Raw genomic sequence first — 21551 nt, 5'->3', positions numbered from 1 at the left:
TAGTTAGCCGCGCACCTGCAGGTCCGCCCACACGAGGCGGTGGTCGCTACCCGGGAACGGGTAGGCGCCGGTCAGCCGGGACAGAGGGTCGGCCTGAGCGGGCCAGAACACGCCGGAATCGAGCACCCGGATCTTGCGTGAAGGCAGCACGTAGTCGGCCCGCAGGTTTCCGGGTGCCTTGTCGGAAAAGTCTGCCGTGTCATAGCGGGGGTCGCCCTTGTGGGTGGTGTTTGCTCCGCCCTGCAAGGCTGCGGCCTCCGCCGCACCGGCGGAAGCCGGCAGCGGGTCGATGACCTGCTTGGAATCCAGCAGCTGGTTGATCGCGGCATCCACGGAGTCCCCGTCGAGCGGGTCCGCGTTCTGGTCGCCGAGGATAACAAACTGCTCGCTCGGCAGGAGCCCGCGTTTCCCGCCCTCATCGTCCACGATGTACGCCGACTTGCCCGGGGTGACGTAGTCGGCCCAGAACCGGATCTCATCGTGGTTGCGGCGGCCGTTCCGGTCCTCGGGGCCGTCGAAGGTGGGCGGCGTGGGGTGCGAGGCGAGCACATGCAGCGTTTCACTGCCCACCTTCACCGGAACATCCCAGTGCGACTTGCTGGACAGTCGCACCACCCCGAGCTCCTCCGGGGAGTACCAGTCCGCCGGTTCGGGCGTCGCCGGGTTGTCCGGCAAGAGCGCCCCCGGCATGTCCTTCCACAGGAAGTTCTGGAATGTCCGCACATTCTCCGTGGCGATGGGATACTTCGACAGGATGGCCATACCGTACTGGCCCTCGAACACACCAAAGCCGAAGGCGTCGTCGCCGCCCGCCACCTGGCCGTTGTTGTTGAGGTCGAACCCGCTGGCGATCCCGGTGTTGGACGGCGCCACGTAGGCATACGGGTAGTCCACGGGATCGGCCCCGCCCTGCCCCACCGCCAGGTAATTGTCGCGGAACAAATCGGCGGCGCGCGTATTGGGCACGTAGTCGAACTCATTGAGCAGGATGACGTCCGGGTTGGCCCGCTGGATGACCTCGGCCACGGTGCGCGCCTGCGGGTCGTCCGGAGTACTGAGATCAGCCTCGAGCTCGCCCGCGCTTGCCCGGTTCAGCGACAGGTTGTAGGTGGCCACCCGCAGGTCCACGGCGTGGTCCTTTGCGGGCTCGGCGGCTGCCGGAGTCCCGCCGAAACCAACGGCGAGGCTGCCCAGAACGGCAGCGGTGAAGGCAGCGGTGGCGGGGCGTCTCGTGGACATGGGTCTCCTTGGCAGTGAATGGCGGTACGAACGACGGCGCGTTCAACCTATGCCGCCGAGGTAACCACAAGGAGTACGGCGGGCGAACGGAAATCTGGGCAGGGGTCACGGCACCCAGCCAGGTGCCGCCGTCGTAAAAGTACGACGGCGGCACCGGACAAGATGTACGACGGCCACCGGGCAAGATGTACGACGGCGGCCGCTTGCCAGGGTGCTGCCAAACTGTTTGCCAACCGGGGTGGATCAAGTCCGGGACTTTCTGCCCTATGGCTGGGCTGGAAGCGCTTGCCATCCTTGGAAAGGCGCCGTCCGGGTCCTTAGGTTGCGAGGCCGGAGCGGCTTTTCCATGCGGAACGCATACGTTCCGTGCTGGAGGAACTGAAAGCACGCCACCCCGGTGTCAGCGTGGACACCGGTGTGGCGGTCCTTTGAAAGGAGCGGCATGCCGGCTGACATTTTCACGCTCCATGCCGCCGTGACCTCGCGCCCGGAAGACCGGCTCGAGTGCTTGTATGGGCAGCTCACGGACAAAGGCCTTCCGGACGCCGAAGCGCGCACGGAAGTGGCGCGGATTGCAGCAAGGGAAGTCTGGGACGCATTCGCCGTACAGCTGCGGCATCACCGTGCCGCAGGACACCAGATGGATGCCAGTGTCCTCGCCGTCGCCCTGGGCTCGCTCCAGGGCCTGACCCTCCCCCTGCTCCGGCACTCCGGCAACGTGGCCTATGCCAGCCGCGCCGTGGGCACGGCCCGCCGCCGCCTCCAGTACAACGGCGGCCTTCTGCACCGCCTCCACCCGCATAACAACCCGGCCTTCAACGACGCGGACGCGGCCCTCGAAGCACTGGAGGCCTTCCTCGCACAGTCCCGGCCGAAGGCCGCCTGACCGGAGCCGAACTCGGCCTGAGCAGAGCCGAACGCGTCCTCACCGGAGCCGAACTCGGCCTGACCGGAGCCGAACGCCGCCTGACCGGAGCCGAAAAGCAGCATGAACGGACCGCATTCTGCCGTGGTGTACTCCTCATCACGCGGGTAACGGGCAGGTCCGGACTTTTGGCCCTGATGGCAGGCGCCGGCGCGCTGGACGATGTAGTGAGGTTCCTTTCGAAGGGGCGGCCGCAGGGAAAGAGAGGCGGCCGGGGAGGGCATCGAGCCGATGGAAGCGTCTTTCATGGAAACACCAGCAACACCCACGGGCATGGATTGGTCTCCGGCCCAGCCTGTCCGGGTCTTCATCCTCAACGACCACGGCCTGGTCCGGCAGGGGCTGAGGGACCTGCTTGAGCAGGAAGGATTCGAGATTGCGGGCGAAAGCGGGTCAGCCGCGGAAGCCGCCCGCCTCGTTCCCAGCCTGAAGCCGGACATCGTGCTGTTGAATGACCAGTTGCCGGACGGCACGGGCATAGAGGTATGCCGGTACCTCCGCCTGGCTGCACCCGCGGTGAAATGCCTGATGCTCACCAGCTGGGACAGGCAGCACGCTGTGCGGGCAGCGGTTCTCGCCGGCGCCTCCGGGTACGTGCTCAAGCAGATTGGAGACAACAGCGAGCTGTTCAACGGCATCCGCAGCGCCGCATCGGGCGGTTCACTGATGGGACCGGGTGTCCGGGAACGGGTGGCCGAGAGCCTCTATGCAACTGCTTCGGCATCCTGGCTGGCGGCCATGACAATGCAGGAGCGGAACGTGCTCGGGTTCATGGCCCGGGGCCTGACCAACCAGCAGATCGGACAGGAGCTGGCGCTGCCCGAGGCGACGGTGGCCGCCTCCGTTTCCTCCGTGCTGGAGAAACTGGGCTTCCGGCGGCTCCGCGAGCTGGCTACGCCGTCGGCACCGTCCAGGTCACGCTCGTCCCCTCACCCGGAGCGCTCTCGATGACGCAGGTCCCGCCCAGGCGGGAGGCGCGCTTCCTCATATTGTCCAGGCCGCTGACCCGCTGCGGGTCCTTGAAGCCGCGCCCGTTGTCCCGGACGGTGAGCACCACTTCGTCCTCCTGCGCGGCGAGCAGGACATAGATGTCTTCCGACCCCGAGTGCCTGACCGCGTTACTGACGCTCTCGTGCAGCACCGGCAGCAGCTCTTCAGCCACCTCCGGTCCCACAGCGTCATCAACGGGGCCGGAGAGCTGGATGCGTGGAAGGAAGCCGGCAGCGCTGGCTGCCTCCTGGACGGCGCGCAGGACGCGGCCGCTGAGCAGCTCCTGGTCTGATCCCCGGGCCTGCAGCGAGTAGATGGTGTCGCGAAGCTGGCGGATGCAGCCGTCCAGTTCCTCCGTAACTTCCGCGATGCGCTCATTGCAGAAGGGATCCGAGGTGTACCGGCGCAGGCCCTGGATGTTCAATCCGGCCGCGAACAGCCGCTGGATGACCAGGTCATGCAGGTCCCTCGCGATCCGCTCCCGGTCGATGAACAGTGCGTGCTCTTCGCGCAGCTGGTTCGCCTTCAACAGGTCCAGCGTCAGGCCGATCCGGGAGGCGAACACCGTACTCGATTCGACGTCCACCTCCGTATAGCGTGTCCCGCCGGCGGCCCTGGCCAGGATCAACACACTGTCGAGGTGGCCGTCACTGTTGTTGCCAAGGGCGGATACCAGGACGGGACCAAGCTTTTCAGCCATCTCCGCGTCAAACACCTTGAGCGGATCGGCCAATGCCTTGGTTTCCCCCGTCGCCAGCACTTCAGCCAGCACCGACCCTGGCGGCATCTCCTGCCCGCCGGGCACCGACTGGACCCCCACCGATGTCCGGCACCGTATGCTCCCGTCCCCGGCCACCGAAGCGATGAGCGCCAGCGCCGACCGTGAGGCGTGAAGGGCCCGCTCCGCGATCATGTCCAGGTTCTCGGTGTCCGACCGTGGGCGGGCCTTCAGGCTGTCGCTGACTTCCATGCCCGCTTCCAGCCACCGCTGGCGGCTGGTGCTGTCCTCAAACAACCTGGCGTTCTGGATGGCCACGCCGGCGGCAGCGGCCAACGCAACGGCGAGGTCCTCGTCTTCGGCCGTGAAATCGACGCCGTCGATCTTTTCCGTCAGGTACAGGTTCCCGAAGACTTCATCCCGTACCCGGACCGGAACGCCCAGGAACGTCTTCATCGGCGGGTGGTTGGCCGGGAAACCGGATGTTATGGGGTGTTCGCCCAGGTCATGAAGGCGGAGCGGTTTGGGTTCGCGGATCAGTTGCCCCAGCACGCCATGCCCGGTGGGAAGGTCACCGATGAGCCGGGCGCCTTCGTCGTCTATGCCCACCGTGATGAAATGGCTGAGCTGCTGGTCATCGCCGATGACACCCAGGGCTCCGTACCTCGCGCCGACAAGTTCGCAGGCTGACTGCACCACCCGGTCCAGCACAGCTTCCAGGCTCAGGTCCTCGGTCAGGGAAACGACGGCGCCGAGCAGCCCCTCCACATGTTCCTGGGTGCGTACGAGTTCATCCGCCCGGTCTACGAACTCCCGCAGGAGTTCCCGGGTCCGCCGCCTGATTGGCTCACGCCACATGTGAAAAACACCCCAATAATTGAGCACGTCATCCACGGCGGGCTGCATCGCCCTGGATCCGGTATGTGTGACAGCCCCCAGTGTCTCTCCTCACCATGCTAACAACCCGCATCGCCACATGGCGCAACCGTTACCGCTTTTCACGGCACCCCCTGCCGTACGCAGCCAGCGGCCGCCGTCGTTATGCACGACGGCGGCCGCCCGCCAACGTGCCAGCCCCTCCTTACTGTCCCGGGGCCCGGTAGGACGGCGTCTTCTTGGCGGCCTCGTCGATGTCCTCCACCGTCAGGAGCGGCTTCAGGCGGACGTTGACGTTCCCCGTCGAATTGATCAGCAGCGACAGTGCTGCAGCGCTTGCATCATCCGGCGCCTCAAAAACGCCAAGGACGTCGTAGTAGCCAAAGGCGTAGTAGAAGCTCTCCAGCGAGCCTCCTACGGATTTCAGTGCCTCCGTCAGAGCATCGCGGCGCTTGGTGCCGCCCTCCTGCATCAGCCCCTTGATGCCCTGTCCAACGTACGTTGCTTCAAACAGATACTTCGGCATGGCCGTTTCCCTCCTGCTTTTCATTCCATCCGTCAGTCCACGGCGATTGGAGGGTGCCCCGCGCAGAAGCGGCCCAGCCCGGGCGCCTGATTCCGTGGAACGGGGTGAACTGCCCCGTTAACGCAGAAACTATTCCTCCGCCTGCGGGCCGTCAATATGCCCTGTTACCTAATGGCGTGCGGCCAAGGCCGTTCGGCCCTACCGGTTCCCCCTGCACGGCCGCACCCTGAAACAGGTAGGTGCCGGGGCAGGCGCCCGCGGGCCCCGCACCGAACCTTTGCCGGGCCGCGGGCTCTGAGGATTTTCCAACAATGTCCATTGCAAGACGACGGCTCCCCCAGCGCAGGCGGGCCGTCCCTTTTGAAGGCGCACGCCGTGACGCGCTGCGCAAAGGCCTCCTGCTTGCCGGGCCGGCGTCGTCACTGCTCTACGTGGTCTTCACTGACTTCGTGGCAGCGTCCCGCTGGGAGGGTTACCGCCGCACAGAACAGATGGTGAGCGAACTGTTCGCCGTCGGCTCCCCCGGCCGCGACGTCCTTGCCCCGTTCACGTGGCTCTACACGGTGCTGTTCACCGCCTTCGGCGTGGGCGCCTGGCTGTCCGTGTCCGGCAACCGGGCCCTGCGGATCGGCGCCGGGCTGCTCACCGCGTACGGGTTGTGGAACATCATGGGAGCCCTCTACCCGTTGCGGGTGGGCGACGATACCTCCATACCGATGCACATCCTCGTCACCAACGTCCAGCTCGCACTGATGGTCGCCGCGATGTGCTTTGTGGCGGTGGGGTTCCGCGGCGGGATGCGGATATACTCGATCGCCTCGCTGGCCGCGTCCGCGGTGATGGGCATGGTGGCGTTCATGGCCGCCCCGGGACCGAACCTGGTGCTGGGTATCGGCGAAAGAATCAGCATCGGGGTGTTCCTGCTGTGGGTGGCAGTCCTCGCCGTCGTGCTGTGGAAACGGCCTTCAGAGGTGCCGGCGCCGGGCAGCAAGGAGCCCAGGCCATGACGTACGTCAGCGATCTGTCAGCTGTGGGACGCGGGGATGTGGCCGTGGCCGGCGGCAAGGCGGTGGGCCTCGGCGGCCTCATCCAGGCCGGGCTGCCAGTCCCGCCGGGGTTTGTCCTGACCACCGCCGCGTACTCGGAGTTCGTCAGCGAGAACAACCTCGCCGCGCGGATCCAGGAACATGCCTCGCTTCCAGCAAACGCGCCGCCGCAGGACTACGAGGCCGCCTCGGAGCGGATCCGTGACCTGTTCCGGAACGGCGCCATGCCGGCCGGAATCGCCGCCGAACTCAAGGCCGCCTACACGCGCCTGGGCGGCGGGGACACAGCCGTTTCGGTCCGTTCCTCCGCCACCGCCGAGGACCTGGAATCGGCCAGTTTCGCCGGGCAGCAGGAAAGCTACCTGAACGTCCGCGGCGAGGAGGCACTGGCCAAAGCCGTGATCGACTGCTGGGCCTCCCTCTGGACGGCACGCGCCATGAAGTACCGCGCCCGCGAAGGCGTGCCGCCGCAGGAGGTGCGCCTCGCCGTCGTGATCCAGCAGATGGTGGAGGCCGAGGCCGCGGGGGTGATGTTCACCGCCAACCCCGCGAACGGGCGTCGGGACCAGGCGGTCATCAGCGCCGCGTGGGGGCTGGGCGAGGCCGTGGTCAGTGGGACGGTCACCACGGATGACATCGTGGTCGAGGCCGGAACGGGCGCCGTGGTGTCGCGGCAGACAGCCGACAAGGACGTCATGACCGTCGCCGCGGAGAACGGAACCCGGGAGGAGCCGGTGGCGGCAGCCCGCCGTCGTGCGCCCGTCCTGGACGACCAGGCAGCGGCCGAACTGGCCAGCTACGGCAAGCGGATCGCGGACCACTTCGGCGCGCCACAGGACATCGAGTGGGCCCGGGCCGGCGGCAAGTTCTTCCTGCTGCAGTCCCGGCCCATCACGGCGTTGCCCGAACCCGCGGCTGACACCCCGGAGACCTGGCCACTTCCCTATCCGAAGGGCCTCTATTTCCGCGCGAGCATCGTGGAACAGCTGCCGGACCCGCTTTCCCCGCTCTTTGCCGACATGATCGACGGTTCTGTGTCGCGCTCGCTGCGGGCGCTGATGGCGGAAGCGACGGGCAAGAACGTCCTCCGCGAGGAGGATCTCCACTTTCCCACCATCAACGGCTACGCCTATTACTACTACCGGACCTCGGGGATGTGGCGGCTGACGGGCAGGCTGTTCACGGCACTCGGTGCGCTGGCCCGCGGCAAGGGGCACATGGGCATCGCGGGTTGGCGCGAATATTCGCATCCGCGCTACGAGCGGGTGATCAAGGACTGGTCCGTGAAGGCGCCGGCGGAGCTCTCCGGGGAGGAACTGCTGGCGGGGGCTCAGGCCCTCCTGGACGCCGGCACCGTGTATTACACCGCCGTGCAGTCCATCATTCCGCTCGCCACCGTGAGCGAAATCTCCTTCCGGGCTTTCTATGACAAGGTCCTCCGGCGCCACGGCGATCCGCCCGCCCAGACCTTCCTCCTGGGATTCGACAGCGAACCCATCCGGGCGGAGAAGTCGCTGTATGACCTCGCCGGCTGGGCGCGCAGCGATCCCGCCCTGGCAGCGGCTTTGCTGGAACGGCAGACGGCGGAACTCGCCGAGTGCCAGCGCACCGGTTCCGCGCCCGCAGGGGTGGACGACGTCCTGTGGCAGGAGTGGCGCTTCACATTCAGGGAGCACCTGGACCGCTTTGGCCACGCCGTCTACAACCTGGACTTCGCAAGCCCGGTGCCCGCTGACGATCCCTCCGCCCAGCTGGAGACCGTTAAGTTTTACCTGCGCGGGCAGGGCACAGACCCGCATGAACGGCAGCGGCTGCTGACCGAGCGACGGGAGTCCCTCACTGAACAGATGGCCAGCCGGCTGGGGCCGCGCCGCCGGGCCGTGTTCCGGCGGCTGCTGGGGTGGGCGCAGGAGACCGCGCCGATCCGCGAGGACGCCCTGGCGGACGTCGGGCTTGCATGGCCGCTGCTGCGGCGGATCCTGCTGGAGCTCGGGCGGCGGCTGGTGGACTCGGGTGTCCTCGCCGCGCCGGAGGACGTGTTCTGGCTACGGTTCCAGGAGCTGGGGAGCGCCGTCGACTTCGGGCTTGCCGATAGGGAGTCCCGCGGCGGCGCCGCAATTGCCGGGGCCGGCAGGCCCGTCCGCGCCGCTGCCGTGGAGGAGCGCAGGATGCTGTGGCGGGGCCAGGCGAAGGCCGCCGCCCCGCAGATGCTGCCGGAGCGCCGCTGGATGGACAAGGCATTCGGCTCCATGATGCCGGCAGGCTCACAGCACCAGCCCGGGGACGTGATCAAGGGCGCCGGGGCGAGCTCCGGCAAGGTGACCGCACCAGCCCGGGTCCTGCGGGGCCCCCAGGATTTCGGCCAGATGCAGCCCGGCGAGGTGCTGGTTGCCCGCATCACCACGCCTGCCTGGACGTCCCTGTTTGCGATGGCGTCCGGCGTGGTGACGGACGTCGGCGGCCCGCTCAGCCACAGCTCCATCGTGGCCCGCGAGTACGGCATCCCGGCCGTCCTGGGAACCGGGGTTGCCACGCAGCGGCTCAGCAGCGGGCAGCAGGTCAGCGTGGACGGGGACGCCGGGACCGTCACAATCGAGAATCATGCCGCGTCCAGGGTCCCCCAGGATTGAGCTGGTTACTCCCCCATGCCCGGATGCACCGGAACGAAATCAACCTTGTTGCCGGAGTTCGTTCGGCCCGCCGGCGTCCTGGAGAACCCCCGCGCGTCCAGGTTGTTCTTCGCGCGGAACTCCGCGAGGGCAGCATCGTAGGCGTTGTTGAGGGTAAGGCCGGAGAACTCCCCGGTGCTGCCGTCGGTGAAGGCGATCCTGATCCGGACGCTGTTGGGGTAGTGCCTGTTCATCCGGATGAAGCCGTCTGCGTCCTGCTGGAGAGTAATCACGGGAATCTGCTTTCGTAAGGGGTGCGACCTCCAGTCTGGCGCAGATTCGCTCCGCTCAGATACCTGTCATGCAGGAAAGGGAGGCTGGGAGGCGCATAGTTGAAGAATGACGGGTCCATATACCCGGGGCGATTCGTTTACCAGCGAGGCGTCCCGGAAACACATCAGCCGGTCGCTCGGAGATTATGGGGCAACGGACATCCTTTTCACCCAACGCGGTGACCAGAGCGCCGTCGCCTTCAAGGGCGGCGGGCGGCAATTCCGGATTGTCCTTCCGTTGTTGCAGTCCGAGGGCGCCCTGACCATCCGCGGGGACGTTGCCGACGGCCCGCTTCACGAGGCAAACGCAAAAGTCCTCGAACGGGCCAACCGCAAGTCGTGGCATGCCCTGGCACTGGCCATCGACGCAAAACTGGGTGCTGTGGCGGCAGGCATCGCCACCCTTGAGTCCGAATTTCTGGCCCACGTGGTTCTCCCGGGAAACAACACGGTGCTGGACGAACTCGAAGCCGTTATCGAATCGGCCTACCGGTCCGGCCGGCGTCCGTCATTCGGCGGTCCGGCACACTCCTAAGACCAGCCCGTCGATCCGCCAATGGCGGGAAGGGCACCCTACCCGCTTTCCACCAGAACATGGGTTGTCAGTGGCCGTCGCCTGGGTGGTCAGTATGGTCCACCGTGGGTAGCGGGCCCGGGTTTACGTCCTCCGCGGTTCCACTGACTGCCGGGCCGATGACGAACGCGGACAGGGAGAACATGGCGGCAAACACCACGAGTCCCAGCGCCGGCGCAACCCAACTGCCGAAGCGCCGGTGGAGCCGGACCAGCATGGGAATGGAGGCAACGAAGCCCAGCACCCCGAACAGTGCGGTACCGCCCGACCCCGCGACCAGCGCCGTCCCGGCCAGCAGCCCGATGTGGTGCAGGACGTGCGGCAACAGCCCCATGACCAGGCCCACCGCCCCCATCAGGGCGTGCCACAGCGCGTGCAGCCTGCCCCTCAGAGCAGGCCCTGCCGGAACCGAGCGCCCGCGGCCGGTGGCCACGGGCGGATGGTGGGAGGAATGGTCAGCTGCCACAGCACCGCCTTCCGCCCTATTCTCCTGCTCTCTTGCCCCCAGTCTTTACCCACGCGGTTTTCACAGCAAGGGCGAAGTTCCCTAGCCTTGAACCAGAAGGCCTCGCCGGCCTTTGGATAACGCCCGCAACGCAAGGGAGCACCATGATGACTGCAGCGGCACCTGCCCCCGCGCCGCGGCCCGCCAGGGGCCACGCCCTATTGGCTGGCACCGCGGCCGTCCTTTTCGCCCTGGCTGCCTGTGCGCCCGCCACCGGTCCGGCCCAGCCGGCTGCATCGTCAACCACCCAGGGCCCGGTGCCGGGCTCCCACGTCCACGGGCTCGCCGTCAGCAGCCAAAGCGGCCAGATACTCCTGGCCACCCACGACGGCCTCTTCGACGCGACCAGCACCCCCGCCACCAAAATCGGCGAGACCAATGACCTGATGGGCTTCACCGCGGGCCCCGCCGACGGCGTCTTCTACGCCTCCGGGCACCCTGGCCCAGGCTCCCCGCTGCCCAACCCACTGGGTCTGATCAAGTCTGACGACGGCGGGAAAACCTGGGAACCGCTCTCCAGGCAGGGCCAGTCCGACTTCCATACCCTGGCCGTCACGCAGGCAGGGATCGTGGCATTCGACGGAACGCTGAGGACCAGCCCCGATGGCAAGACCTGGAACACCGCCGCCGTAAGTTTCGCCCCCGCCGCCCTGGCCTCCCACCCTTCCGGCACCACAGTCCTTGCAACCACCCAAGACGGGATCCAGCGCTCCACGGACGGCGGCCAAACGTGGAAACCCCTGGGCACCGGCCCAGTGATCCAATTTGCGGCGTTCGCGGACCCCGAGGAAGCTGTTGGGGTGGAACCTGATGGCACGGTCCACTACTCGTCAGACGCCGGCGCAACGTGGGCCAGGAAGGGCCGGATTGACGGAAGAGTTTCCGCCGTCGCCGCCACCAACGGCGCCGACGGCAGCCCGTGGATCTGGGCAGCCGCAGCCGGCGGTGTTGTGGTGTCCACCGACGGCGGCATGACCTTCAGGCCGGCGGCTGCCGACTGAACCGACAGGCGCCGGCCCCCACCGGGAAATCGCCGATGCCGGACAGCGTCCGGGCAGCAGCTACCCCTCGCAGGCCACCCCGTCTCCGTCCCCGTCCAGGCCTGAACGGTACCCGGCGGAACCGGCATACAGGGGCGCCGCTCCGGCGGCTACCGCCTCCGCGCAGTTGGCGTAGTAGACGGCGGCAGGGGCGGAAGACTCGACGGCGCCGGGCGCCGGCTGGCCCGGGCACCCGGCCAGGATGACCGCGATCGCGTCGTGCTCGGCCTGCGTCACCCACAGGCTGTACCGCGCCTTCACGGAAACCTGCCGGGCGACGTACTCGCACCGGAAGCCCTTGCTCGGCGGCAGCCAGGTGGCGGCGTCGCCGTCGCCCTTTTGCTGGTTGGTGGGGCCGTCCGTTGCCTGCAGGTTCAGCGGATCATTGGCGAACGCCGTCCGCTGCTCGGTGGTCAGCTGCTGGGCACCCTTCTGCCACGCGTCGCTGAGTGCCACCACATGGTCGATCTGCACGGCGCTGCTGGTGGTTGTGCCGCGGATGAAGCTGATGGTGGTGCCCGTATACGGGTCAGCGAGGATGCCCGTCTTGACCGTGCAGGGCACGCTGCTGGTGTGGGTGATGTCAGTGAGGTCGCGCCGGAGGATGTCGTTCCGGGTGTCGCACCCGTTCCGGTCCACGTCCGCCCAGGTGGGGCCGAACAGCGCCCGCTCATACCCCGTCTTGGGCGCGCGGCCCTTCACGGGGAGGGTGGCCAGCAGGTCGGCCGCTTCAACGGCGGCAGGCTCGGCCGCCGGAGTTGTGGAGCTGCCAAGCGTGTCGGCAGCGGCCGGGGCACCCCCGGCGAGCAGGGCCAGGACAGCAGCCAGTACGACGGCGGCCGTCCAGCGGGTGCTGCGCTTAGGCATCGTTTCAGGCAAGGACGTGTAGACGGACATGCAGTTCCCCGGGTTTGTGTGCATGGTAGGTTCAGGCGCCAAGGCGTCGTGGCCGCGTTTGCGCCAGGGAAGAGCCTATTGCCCGCCGCGTACTGGAAAGGGCCGTTTTGGTGGAACTGGGGAAATTCTTGAGCACTCCTGCGCCAACCCTGCGCTGCGTCTTGTGCGGGCAGGGCTGGCGCCTGCGCTCATCCGAACAGCGCGGCTACCCGGGTTAAGGTCTGGTAGATCCCGTAGGCCAGCGGCACGCCCACCAGCGCCCAGGCGATGGCGAGTTTGCCGAGGGATGCTTTGGCGGGCGCCTGCGCGCCGGGGGTGTGTGCAGTGCTCATCTCAGGCCTCCATGGCAGGTTCGTGTGCCCGTCCGCGCTCGGGGCGGGGTTCGTGGAATCGTGCGTCCACCGGCTTGACCATCAGGTTGGCCAGGAAGCCGACCACCAGCAGCGCCACCATGGTCAGCAGGGCCGGCTGGTAGGAGGCTGCGTCGAGCTGGCCGGGCTTACCCTGTGCGTCCAGGAACGCGTTGACGATCAGCGGACCGGCCACCCCGGCGGCGGACCAGGCGGTCAGCAGCCGGCCGTGGATGGCCCCCACCTGGTAGGTCCCGAAGAGGTCCCGCAGGTAGGCCGGAACGGTGGCGAAGCCGCCGCCGTAGAAGGAAATGATGACGAACGCGAGCGCCACGTAGAGGAACGTGGTGCTGGACCCGGCCAGCGCCAGCACCGTGTACAGGACGGCACCCACACCGAGGTACACCATGTAGATGCGCTTGCGGCCCGTGACGTCGGAGGTGGCGGACCAGGCGAAGCGCCCGGCCATGTTGCCGATGGACAGCAGCCCCACGAAGCCGGCGGCGACGGCGGCACTCACCAGGGAGACGCCGTCGGACTGGCGGAAGAAGTCCTGGATCATGGGGGCGGCCTGCTCCAGGATGCCGATGCCCGCGGTGACGTTGCAGAACAGCGCGATCCAGAGAAGCCAGAACTGGCGCGTCTTCACGGCGTTCCGGGCCGAGACGTTCTCCGTGGTGACCAGCTTGGCGGCTTTGACCTTGGCGGGGTCGAACCCGGCCGGCTTCCAGCCTGCGGCCGGGACCTTGATGGTGAGGGCGCCGAAAAGCATGTACGCGAGGTAGACGACGGCGAGGGTCAGGAAGAGCTTCCCTACCGCATCACCGCTGGCCACCCAGTCCTTGGCGCCGGAGTTGGGATCGTACATCTTGAGCAGCGCCGTGGAGACGGGGCTGGCGATCAGCGCGCCGCCGCCGAAGCCCATGATGGCCATGCCGGTTGCGAGGCCGGGCCGGTCCGGGAACCACTTGATCAGGGTGGACACGGGCGAGATGTAGCCGATGCCCAGGCCGATGCCGCCGATCACGCCGTAACCGAGGTAGACCAGCCACAGCTGGTGGCTGAAGATGCCGAGCGAGCCGACCAGGAAGCCGCCGGCCCAGAACATGGCCGAGGTGAACATCGCCTTGCGCGGGCCGTTCCTGTCCACCCAGGTGCCCATGACCGCGGCGGACAGTCCCAGCATCACGATCGCGATGGAGAAGATCACGCCGATCTCGGTCAGGCTGGCACCAAAATGCTTGACCAGGGCCGTTTTGTAGACGCTCGTGGCGTAGGCCTGCCCGATGCAGAGGTGAACGGCGAGCGCCGCGGGCGGCACCAGCCAGCGGTTGAATCCCGGCGGGGCAACAGTTCGTTCTCGGTCCAGCCAGCCCATAGATTTTCCCTTTGCTTGTTCGACGCTTGCTTGTTCGACGCTTGTCCGACGCTTGCTTGTCCGACAGCGTCGGTCTCTGTTCGATCCAGAGGCGAAAGGCTCCACCTGCGCCTTTGCCTCCGGCAATCATGGGGCAAATCATCAGCAAGCGTACGAATCTTGCGCCGAGCGGTGGGGAATCCGCGGTGAGCGGCGAAATCCTGGTGGAGTGCCGCCGTCCCGTGTCCTGCTTGCCCGCGGCTACCGGACCCTGGGAATGAGCACGGGCGTGTTCTGCTTGTACGCTTCGTAATCCGGCTGGCCGCCCCACTTTTCGTCCGCCTTGGCCTCCAGGAGCGGCACGCCGCTGCCCTTGATGAGCAACAGCGCCACGAACACCGGGGAGACCAGGGCGGCCCACTGCCAGCCCTGCAGCACCGGCAGCGCAATGATGGCCACGCCCACCCAGAGGGTGATCTCGCCGAAGTAGTTGGGGTGGCGGGACCTGGACCACAGCCCGGTGGAGATGAACCGGCCCCTGTTGGCCGGGTCCGCCTTGAATGCGCGCTTCTGGCTGTCCGCCACGATCTCAATGCCGAAGCCCGCGGCCCAGACCAGCAGGCCCGCCCAGAAGAACCCGTCCAGCCCCACCTTCCGGTCCGAGGTGATGGCCACCCAAGCCAGCGCCGCAGTCAGCACCACCCACAGGCCCTGGATGGTCCATGCGTTCAGGAAGCGGATGGAGTCGCGCTTGATGTCATCGAAGCGGTCGTCCTTGCCGTGCATGGTCACGCGGCGGAACAGGAAGGTGCCCAGGCGCACCGCCCACGCCACCACCATGGCCGCCAGCAGCAGGCCCCGGGCATCTACTCCCGGGCTGAGGAGAACCAGCAGCACGGTGATGGAGATGTAGGTCAAAGCTCCGGTGAGGTCGTAGAACTTCTCCGTCTGCGCCCGGTAGGAGGGAATGAACACCAGCCACTGGATCACGAACGCGGCCGCGACGCCCAGCGCGAACACCGGCACCCCGGCCAGCGTGGACCCGCCCTGGCTTCCGGCGACGGCGGTCAGCGCTCCCACCACCACGACGATGGGGAGGCTGACGAGAGCCTTGCGGGTTTTGCCCTCCATGCCAAAGTTTCCTTCCCGGCGCTCCGACCTGCTCGATAGCAAGTTTCTCTAATTACTAGAGAGCCTAGCAATATCTGCGGTACGTTTGTGCACGCGTGCGACGGCGGCGGGAGGGTGCCGCCGTTGTCATCGCCTTGTCAGCTCTCGGCCACGTCCTGGAGCACCTCGTTGTGGCGCAGGAACCACGGCTTGAACGGTGGGTCGAAGCGGGCGAACCTGGGCGGTCCCACAGGGGTCAGCCCCGCAAGCTTGAGTGCCGCCTGCAGCCCGTCATTGCGCCGGGCAAAGGCTGCCGCCGTGCCGCTGCCCGAGAACCGGACAACCCCAGTTAGCGATCCTGGCATCGACCTGATCCTGACGTCGGGATTCGACGGGACGGGGGCCGTTTCGGCCGTCACGCCTGCCGGAAGCACAAAGGCGATCACGAAGTCAGCGGGTGCGTCGCTCCCCGGCAGCGGGCCGCCCTGGAGCACGGGGGCGGTCATGGCCAGCTTCTGTGAGGGTCCCGGTTCCTGGAGGACCGGGGCCGTCATGGCCAGCTTCTGCTGCGCGGTGTTGCTGCCACTGATGTAGTTGAACAAGTGGCGGAAGGCAGCGTTGCCGGCGCGGTCGAAGGTGGCGGTGACCTGCACTTCTGCCACCGCGTGCTCCGGATAGCGTCGCAGCTCGAAGTGCGGGTAGCGGGTGACGAGCCGGTACGGCTGCTGTTCTGTCATGGCTCCTCCGGCTTCGACAAAGTGATGATTCCGTAGCGCATTGCACCGGTGCGGTAGGCCAGGATCAGGCGGGGGATGCCCAGAAACGAACTGCGATTACGTGCGCCTAAGGCGAGGCGGCGGGCCTCGGGATCGACGAGCAAGGCCTTCACAAGTCGAAAGGCGCAGATCGTCCATGTGCGTGCGACGCTGCGGCTGGCATCCTCATACCCTGTGACCGTAAAGCCCGCAGCCCTTGCCATCGCCTCATACTCCTCGCGCGTGCCCATCGAGGGCAGGCGCCCTTCGCGGCAGATCGGCTCGAGCAGGTGGCGAACCTTCCAACCGCTGGCACCGGTCTCGGCGAGCCAGGCACAGATGACGAAGCGTCCGCCGGGCGACAACACGCGCTGCGCCTCGGCGAAGAACCTGGGCTTGTCCACCATGTGCTCACTCGACTCGATGGCCCATGCGGCATTGGCTGAGGAATCGGCGAGCCCGTTGGAGAGCCAGTCGCGGAGTTGGATGTCCACGTCGGGTTCGGGGTGCTCGGCAGCGTAGCGGGCCTGCCCAGCGGAAATCGTGAAGCCGGTAACGCGGACCCTGTGCGTCCCCGCGAGCTGCCGTGCGGTGGAGCCATAGCCGCAGCCAATGTCGACGCACGACTCGCCGGGCCTAAGGCGCAGCCGTTCTCCGACCGTATGGACGAGGGCCTCAACGGCTTCGGCCGCCGTCTCGCGACCCGTTTCCCACAGGCCGTGATGGACATGCTCGCCCCACACCCGGCGATAGATCGGATCGAGCTCGTCGTAGTGGTCCGCGACCGCCACGGCGTTCTGGGAAATATCGGGGACGATCACGCCATCACGTTATAACGCCGACCCCTGCCGCCGTAAGGTCCGAACGCGGCGTGTGTCATGACGGGGCAGATACGCCACCATGGAACAAAGCTCAAGATCGACACAATAAGTTCCGACGACCGGCGAACGCGCTTCCGGATGGCCGCCCGGGTTCCTAGAGTGTCCCTAGCAGCAGAACCAATCGCGTCAGGGGGGCGTATGAGCACAGGCATTCCGCCCAGGGCAGAGGAACCACGCACCCTGGCCGGGCCAGCGGCGACTCCCGTTCCCGCTCCACCCAGGAAGCCCTTGGCAGGGCCCCGGGCAGTACAAACTCCGCCTTCCAGTGGCCGGGAGCATGAGGTGCGGCAGCTGATCCGCGACCTCGCGGCCCTTGCATCCGAACATCGTCCATCAGCCCCTTAGGGCCCGGGGAAGTCCTGGCGCTACCGGTCGGTCTTGACCACCGTGAACAGCACGGCCGAGTCCTCGTCCGCTTCCAGGCTGTGCAGCCCGTCCGGAACAATGAGCAGGTCTCCGGCTTTGCCCTGCCAGGCCTCCCCGCCGGACTTGAGCCACACCGAGCCCTTGATGACGTAAACGGTGGCCTCGCCGGGGTTCTGGTGTTCGCTGAGCTGGGTGCCGGCGCGGAAGGCCATGACGGTCTGGCGGAGTTTCTTCTCGTGGCCGCCGAACGCCGTGTCCGCCGCCCGCCCGCTGGGGGCAGCCACGGCCGCTGCGAGCTGCTGACGGGCCAGGGCATCGATCGATATCTTCTGCATGAGGACACGGTACCCGCGGTTACCCGCGATGCGGAGGCCTCAGCCAAGAGTCATGAATAGTTCAGGTTCATGAATAGTTCAGGGTCATGAATAGTGAAGAGTCATGAGCCGGTGGGGGTCTGGTCGAACAGCCAGGCCGGCGCAGGGTCCTCCCCCACAGCCTTCCGGCGCCTCCGCAGCAGGGCGACGAGCGCGGCCGCGCCTGCAAGCAGCAGGGCGGCGGCCCCTGCGGCAACCACAGGAAGCGCAGGAAGCGATCCAGCGGAAAGGCCTCCGGAAGCAACCTCCCCTGGCTCGGCGCCGGGCCCGGGATCCGCTGCCTTCGCCCCAGGCGCAGGTGCCGTGCCAGCGGGACCGGTCAAGCCGCCGTCGAACACGGTAAGGGACCTGCCGCCCCTGTTGACCACCACCACGGAACCGTCGGCCCGGACCGCCAGGCGTCCGGGGTCATCCCCGGTGGGCACCGTCTCCGCCACGGCTTCGGCCCCGGGCGGGATCACCGATACGGTGTTGTCCGCGCTGTTGGTCACATAAAGGGTCCCGTCCGGCGCGGCCACCACTTCCTGCGGCTCGCGGCCCACCCTGATCTTCCGGGCCACCGCGGTGCCGCCGGGCTCGATGACGGCCACGTCGTTGGACAGCACGTTTGCCACGTAAACGGTTCCGTCGGGACCCGCCGCAATCCCGTGCGGACCTGACGTCCTCCCCACCGCGATGGTGTGCGAGGGGGCAGCAGCGCCCTTCGGAACAACAGTGACGGTGCCCGCGTGCTGGTTGGTGGCGTAGACAGTGCCGTCAGCCGTTACGGCAGCTTCCACCGGATAGTTTCCGGCCTCGATCACGCGCTCAACCCGGGCCTCGCCAGGCAAAACCACGGACACCGTGCCTTCGGAAGGGCTGGCCACATACAGCGAGCCGTCCGGCGCTACCGTCAGCCAGTGCGTGCCCTGGGTGAGCGGAATGGTCTTGGAAACTTCGCCGGCCCCGGGCGCCACCACGCCGATCTCGGTTTGCATGGCCTCTGTCGTCTGGACTACGTACAGCGTCCCGTCCGGGGTCACCGCAACAGACGTTGAAAAGTGGCCCACCTTAATCTGGCGGGAAGCCTGCAGCTCCCCCGGCTGGAAGACGCTGACGCCGCCCACCCAGTTGTAGTCACTGACATACACCGCCCCGTCCGCGCCCGCGGCCACTCCAAGCGGCTGGCCGGTCACCTCAATCACGGCGGCATCATCGGCAAACGAAGGAACGACGGCGGCGGGAGCCAGCAGGAGCGCGGCTACAGCGGGCAGTCCTGCAAGAAGGGTCCGTGCGGCGGAACGGCGCCGCGTCACCTCTTGGCCCTGACCACGCGCAGGACCACGGCCCGGACGGGCTGCACGAGCCAGGCGAACGCATCCGCCAGAAGCACCCCCGCCGACGTCGGCAGCGCTGAACGTGCCGAGAGCACGGCGGAACGGCTTGGATCTCACGTGTTTCCCCCAAAACTGTGGCCGCCCCTCCGGCGGTGTTTCGATCCTACAGGAGCTGCCCTTGGCACAGTCCGCCCGTCCCCGCCGCCCCATTCGATAGTGTCGGAACATGGACGTGGATACCCTGCTCAATTTCCTGCTGGTCCTCTTCTTTGTGCTGCTGGGCGGGGTGTTCGCGGGGACGGAAATGGCGCTGGTGTCCCTCCGCGAAAGCCAGGTGCGCCGGATGGAAAAGTCGGGAAAGCGTGGTGCCCGGATCGCTGCCCTGGCCGGCAACCCCAACCGCTTCCTGTCCACAGTCCAGATCGGCGTCACCCTGTCCGGCTTCTTCTCTGCCGCCTACGGCGCCTCCACCATCGCGCCCGACGTCGAGCCCCTCCTCGAAGGCATCGGCTTCGGCGCCGCGGCCCAGCCCGCCTCCTTCATCGGCATGACGCTGCTGGTGGCCTACCTGTCCCTGGTGCTCGGCGAGCTGGTGCCCAAACGCCTGGCCATGCAGAGCGCCGTCGGCTTCACCAAGGTCCTGGCCCCGCCGCTGGGCGTCCTCTCCCAGATCATGCGGCCCGCCGTCTGGCTCCTGTCCGTCTCCACGGACGCCGTGGTGCGGCTCTTCGGCGGCGACCCGCACGCCAGGCAGGAGAGCGTCAGCTCCGAGGAACTGTGGGACATGGTGGCCGAGAGCGAGGAGCTGGAGGAACACAGCCGGAGCATCCTCAGCGACGTCTTCGGCGCCGGGGACCGGTCGCTGCAGGAAGTCATGCGGCCGCGCACGGAGGTGACCTTCATCGACGGCAACCTGACCATCGCGGCCGTCCGCAGCATGGTCAGGGACGGCCCGTTTTCACGGTATCCGGTCATCGACAAGACGCCCGACGACGTCCTGGGCTTCATCCACGTCCGTGACCTTATGCCCCGCGAGGGGACGTACGACGACGGGCTGGTGCGGGACATCGCGCGGGAGATCCTTCCGCTGCCCGGCACCAACAAAGTGCTCCCCTCGCTGTCCCGGATGCGCAGGCTGGGCCAGCACATTGCGCTGGTGGTGGACGAATACGGCGGCACGGACGGCATCGTCACCCTGGAGGACCTGGTGGAGGAGCTGGTGGGCGAGATCTACGACGAGTACGACACCGGAACCGAACCCGAGGACCGCGTCACCAGGAGCAACGGGGCGCTGGATGTGGACGGCGGGCTGATCCTGCAGGAGTTCGGATCGGCCGCCGGCATTGAACTGCCGGAAGGGCACTATGAGACGGTGGCGGGGTTCGTCATCGACCGGCTGGGCCGCCTCCCCCGCGTGGGCGACCAGGTGGAGGTGGCCGGCCACGTGCTGACCGTGACGGCCATGGACCGGCTCCGCATTGCCCGCATCCGCGTCACCCCCGCGAAAGGGTAGGCCGGCCTAGGCGCGGTCCAGTCACCTGTTACGCTGCAAGGCTTCCAGGACATCTAGCGCTACGGCGGTTCCGTCCTCCTGCCGGACGCGCTCCCCTGCCTGCGCCGCCCGGTCCCGGTATTTTGCCGTCTGGGCCAAGGCATCAGTCAGGCGGTCGGCAGTGACTTTCCAGTACGGGATCGGTTCGGGGCCGAGGTCCCGGCGGTGCAGGAGGTGTCCCCAGAATGGTTGGTCCGCGATGAACGGCACCACCACGGAGGGAATGCCCGCCCGCACCGCGGCGTGCGCTGTACCCGCCCCGCCATGGTGGATCGCTGCAGCGGCCAGTGGCAGCACCAGCTGGTGGTCTACCGACTCCCGGACCAGGACATCGCCGGCCCGGAGCGCGGGCGGAAGCTCGATGCCTCCCCAGCCTCCGGCCACCAGTGCCTTCAGGCCGTTCCTGCGGGCGGCTTCGACGATTGCCAGGCCGCGTGCCCTCGGGTCGCCCGCTTTCATGGAGCCAAACCCCGCATAAACAAAGCTGCCGCCGTTGATGAAATCCGACATTTCCGGATCAACTGGAGCCAGTCCGGAATTACCGGCCCAGTGGCCGGTGAGGTGGACCGTGGCTGGCCAGTCTGCAGGCCGGGGCAGCAGTTCGGGGCTGACCGGGATCATGGTGGCGCGGCGGACCGGCGCCGGCGCGGAACCGGCCGGAAGGCCTTCCACCGCTTGGGCCATCTCGCGCCTGAACATCAGCGTCGCCGCGTTCGCCAGGCGGTAGCTGGCCCGGTTCAGCGGGCCCAGGCTCGCCCTTGTGATGAACGGGGCAGGGAACTCACGTGTGGCGGTCAGCGAGGGAATGGTTTCCACCAGCACCGACGGCACGCCCAGCCTTTGCGCCGCCACCGGTGCACTGAGGACCTTCGGGTGGTAGACCACCACGTCAGGGCCGAAGGCAACGATGTGGTCCACGGCAGCGGACAGAAGCCGGCCGACTGCCGGTCGGATCACGGCGCGGAAGGCTTTGGCCGCGGCCACAGGCGAAACGCCTTGGTCACTGATGAGCTGGGCGAAGTCCATCCTCAGGCTGACTGTGTCCAGGCCTGTGGTGTCAGCGCCGGAGTTGTCCGGGATGGCGGTCCGGATCTGGTGTCCCTTCGCACCGCCGGCACGGGCGAGGGCAAGGAAGGGTTCCACGTCACCGCGTGTCCCGGCCGTGAGCAGCATGATCTTCATGTGGTGCTTCTGTTCCTCTGGCGTAGTCCCG

The 21551-nt window shown here is 67.4% G+C and carries 21 protein-coding genes; 7 read left to right on the top strand and 14 right to left on the bottom strand.

What is annotated here, in order from left to right; all coding sequences use genetic code 11:
- Positions 1-3: 3 nt before the first annotated feature.
- Positions 4-1239, bottom strand: coding sequence for an endonuclease/exonuclease/phosphatase family protein (locus KTR40_RS04760; RefSeq protein WP_228405433.1), 1236 nt, complete (start codon positions 1237-1239; stop codon positions 4-6).
- A 442-nt stretch (positions 1240-1681) separates the two neighbouring features.
- On the opposite strand from KTR40_RS04760, the gene KTR40_RS04755 reads away from it, so the two are divergent.
- Entirely contained in the window at positions 1682-2125 is a 444-nt protein-coding gene (locus KTR40_RS04755; protein WP_228405432.1) for a hypothetical protein, read from the top strand.
- Positions 2126-2410: 285 nt separating this feature from the next.
- Entirely contained in the window at positions 2411-3115 is a 705-nt protein-coding gene (locus KTR40_RS04750; RefSeq protein WP_228405431.1) for a response regulator transcription factor, read from the top strand.
- Here the strand turns inward: KTR40_RS04750 and KTR40_RS04745 are convergent.
- Positions 3057-4730, bottom strand: coding sequence for a GAF domain-containing sensor histidine kinase (locus KTR40_RS04745; RefSeq protein ID WP_228405430.1), 1674 nt, complete (start codon positions 4728-4730; stop codon positions 3057-3059). The genes KTR40_RS04750 and KTR40_RS04745 overlap by 59 nt on opposite strands.
- Positions 4731-4953: 223 nt before the next feature.
- Positions 4954-5274: a GYD domain-containing protein gene (locus tag KTR40_RS04740; RefSeq protein WP_139031023.1), complete on the bottom strand. Its 321-nt coding sequence runs from the start codon at positions 5272-5274 to the stop codon at positions 4954-4956.
- Between the two features lie 311 nt (positions 5275-5585).
- Between KTR40_RS04740 and KTR40_RS04735 the strand changes: the two genes are divergently transcribed.
- Positions 5586-6281, top strand: a complete 696-nt coding sequence (locus tag KTR40_RS04735) for a DUF998 domain-containing protein (RefSeq protein WP_228405429.1) — start codon at positions 5586-5588, stop codon at positions 6279-6281.
- The gene (locus KTR40_RS04730) at positions 6278-8950 is read left to right on the top strand and encodes a PEP/pyruvate-binding domain-containing protein (RefSeq protein ID WP_228405428.1); all 2673 of its coding nucleotides are present in this window, start codon (positions 6278-6280) and stop codon (positions 8948-8950) included. Before KTR40_RS04735 ends, KTR40_RS04730 begins: the two co-directional genes overlap by 4 nt.
- Positions 8951-8955: 5 nt before the next feature.
- Here the strand turns inward: KTR40_RS04730 and KTR40_RS04725 are convergent, their stop codons facing one another.
- Positions 8956-9222 carry a hypothetical protein gene (locus KTR40_RS04725; RefSeq protein ID WP_139028292.1) on the bottom strand — a complete coding sequence of 89 codons (267 nt, stop codon included), beginning with the start codon at positions 9220-9222 and terminating at the stop codon, positions 8956-8958.
- Positions 9223-9328: 106 nt separating this feature from the next.
- Between KTR40_RS04725 and KTR40_RS04720 the strand changes: the two genes are divergently transcribed.
- Positions 9329-9796 carry a hypothetical protein gene (locus tag KTR40_RS04720; protein ID WP_139028291.1) on the top strand — a complete coding sequence of 156 codons (468 nt, stop codon included), beginning with the start codon at positions 9329-9331 and terminating at the stop codon, positions 9794-9796.
- A 67-nt stretch (positions 9797-9863) separates the two neighbouring features.
- On the opposite strand, the gene KTR40_RS04715 is transcribed toward KTR40_RS04720, so the two are convergent.
- Entirely contained in the window at positions 9864-10301 is a 438-nt protein-coding gene (locus KTR40_RS04715; RefSeq protein ID WP_228405427.1) for a hypothetical protein, read from the bottom strand.
- A 143-nt stretch (positions 10302-10444) separates the two neighbouring features.
- On the opposite strand from KTR40_RS04715, the gene KTR40_RS04710 reads away from it, so the two are divergent.
- Positions 10445-11341, top strand: a complete 897-nt coding sequence (locus tag KTR40_RS04710) for a F510_1955 family glycosylhydrolase (protein WP_228405426.1) — start codon at positions 10445-10447, stop codon at positions 11339-11341.
- Between the two features lie 60 nt (positions 11342-11401).
- On the opposite strand, the gene KTR40_RS04705 is transcribed toward KTR40_RS04710, so the two are convergent.
- The 8 genes from KTR40_RS04705 to KTR40_RS04670 all read right to left on the bottom strand — a co-directional run bounded on the left by KTR40_RS04705 (position 11402) and on the right by KTR40_RS04670 (position 18765).
- Entirely contained in the window at positions 11402-12247 is an 846-nt protein-coding gene (locus KTR40_RS04705; RefSeq protein ID WP_370633165.1) for a DUF1524 domain-containing protein, read from the bottom strand.
- Between the two features lie 218 nt (positions 12248-12465).
- Positions 12466-12609, bottom strand: a complete 144-nt coding sequence (locus KTR40_RS04700) for a hypothetical protein (protein WP_171058930.1) — start codon at positions 12607-12609, stop codon at positions 12466-12468.
- Between the two features lies 1 nt (position 12610).
- The gene (locus KTR40_RS04695) at positions 12611-14005 is read right to left on the bottom strand and encodes an OFA family MFS transporter (RefSeq protein ID WP_228405424.1); all 1395 of its coding nucleotides are present in this window, start codon (positions 14003-14005) and stop codon (positions 12611-12613) included.
- A 240-nt stretch (positions 14006-14245) separates the two neighbouring features.
- Positions 14246-15115, bottom strand: a complete 870-nt coding sequence (locus KTR40_RS04690; RefSeq protein WP_228405423.1) for a DUF1295 domain-containing protein — start codon at positions 15113-15115, stop codon at positions 14246-14248.
- Positions 15116-15252: 137 nt separating this feature from the next.
- Positions 15253-15831: a heme-binding protein gene (locus KTR40_RS04685; RefSeq protein ID WP_228405422.1), complete on the bottom strand. Its 579-nt coding sequence runs from the start codon at positions 15829-15831 to the stop codon at positions 15253-15255.
- Positions 15828-16670, bottom strand: coding sequence for a class I SAM-dependent methyltransferase (locus tag KTR40_RS04680; RefSeq protein ID WP_228405421.1), 843 nt, complete (start codon positions 16668-16670; stop codon positions 15828-15830). The genes KTR40_RS04685 and KTR40_RS04680 overlap by 4 nt, the downstream gene beginning before the upstream one ends.
- 425 nt (positions 16671-17095) lie before the next feature.
- On the bottom strand, positions 17096-17431 hold the full coding sequence (locus KTR40_RS04675; RefSeq protein WP_139028285.1) for a cupin domain-containing protein: 336 nt from the start codon (positions 17429-17431) through the stop codon (positions 17096-17098).
- Between the two features lie 101 nt (positions 17432-17532).
- Entirely contained in the window at positions 17533-18765 is a 1233-nt protein-coding gene (locus KTR40_RS04670) for a hypothetical protein (protein WP_228405420.1), read from the bottom strand.
- Between the two features lie 247 nt (positions 18766-19012).
- On the opposite strand from KTR40_RS04670, the gene KTR40_RS04665 reads away from it, so the two are divergent.
- Positions 19013-20299 carry a hemolysin family protein gene (locus KTR40_RS04665; RefSeq protein WP_228405419.1) on the top strand — a complete coding sequence of 429 codons (1287 nt, stop codon included), beginning with the start codon at positions 19013-19015 and terminating at the stop codon, positions 20297-20299.
- A 21-nt stretch (positions 20300-20320) separates the two neighbouring features.
- Here the strand turns inward: KTR40_RS04665 and KTR40_RS04660 are convergent, their stop codons facing one another.
- Positions 20321-21520 (bottom strand): glycosyltransferase, encoded by a 1200-nt coding sequence (locus tag KTR40_RS04660; RefSeq protein WP_228405418.1) that lies wholly within the window; start codon positions 21518-21520, stop codon positions 20321-20323.
- Positions 21521-21551: the final 31 nt, after the last annotated feature.

The organism is Pseudarthrobacter sp. L1SW, assembly GCF_020809045.1.
Lineage (GTDB): Bacteria > Actinomycetota > Actinomycetes > Actinomycetales > Micrococcaceae > Arthrobacter.
The sequence above is the reverse complement of the archived record's forward strand: the minus strand, read 5'-3'. Positions and strand labels throughout refer to the sequence as shown.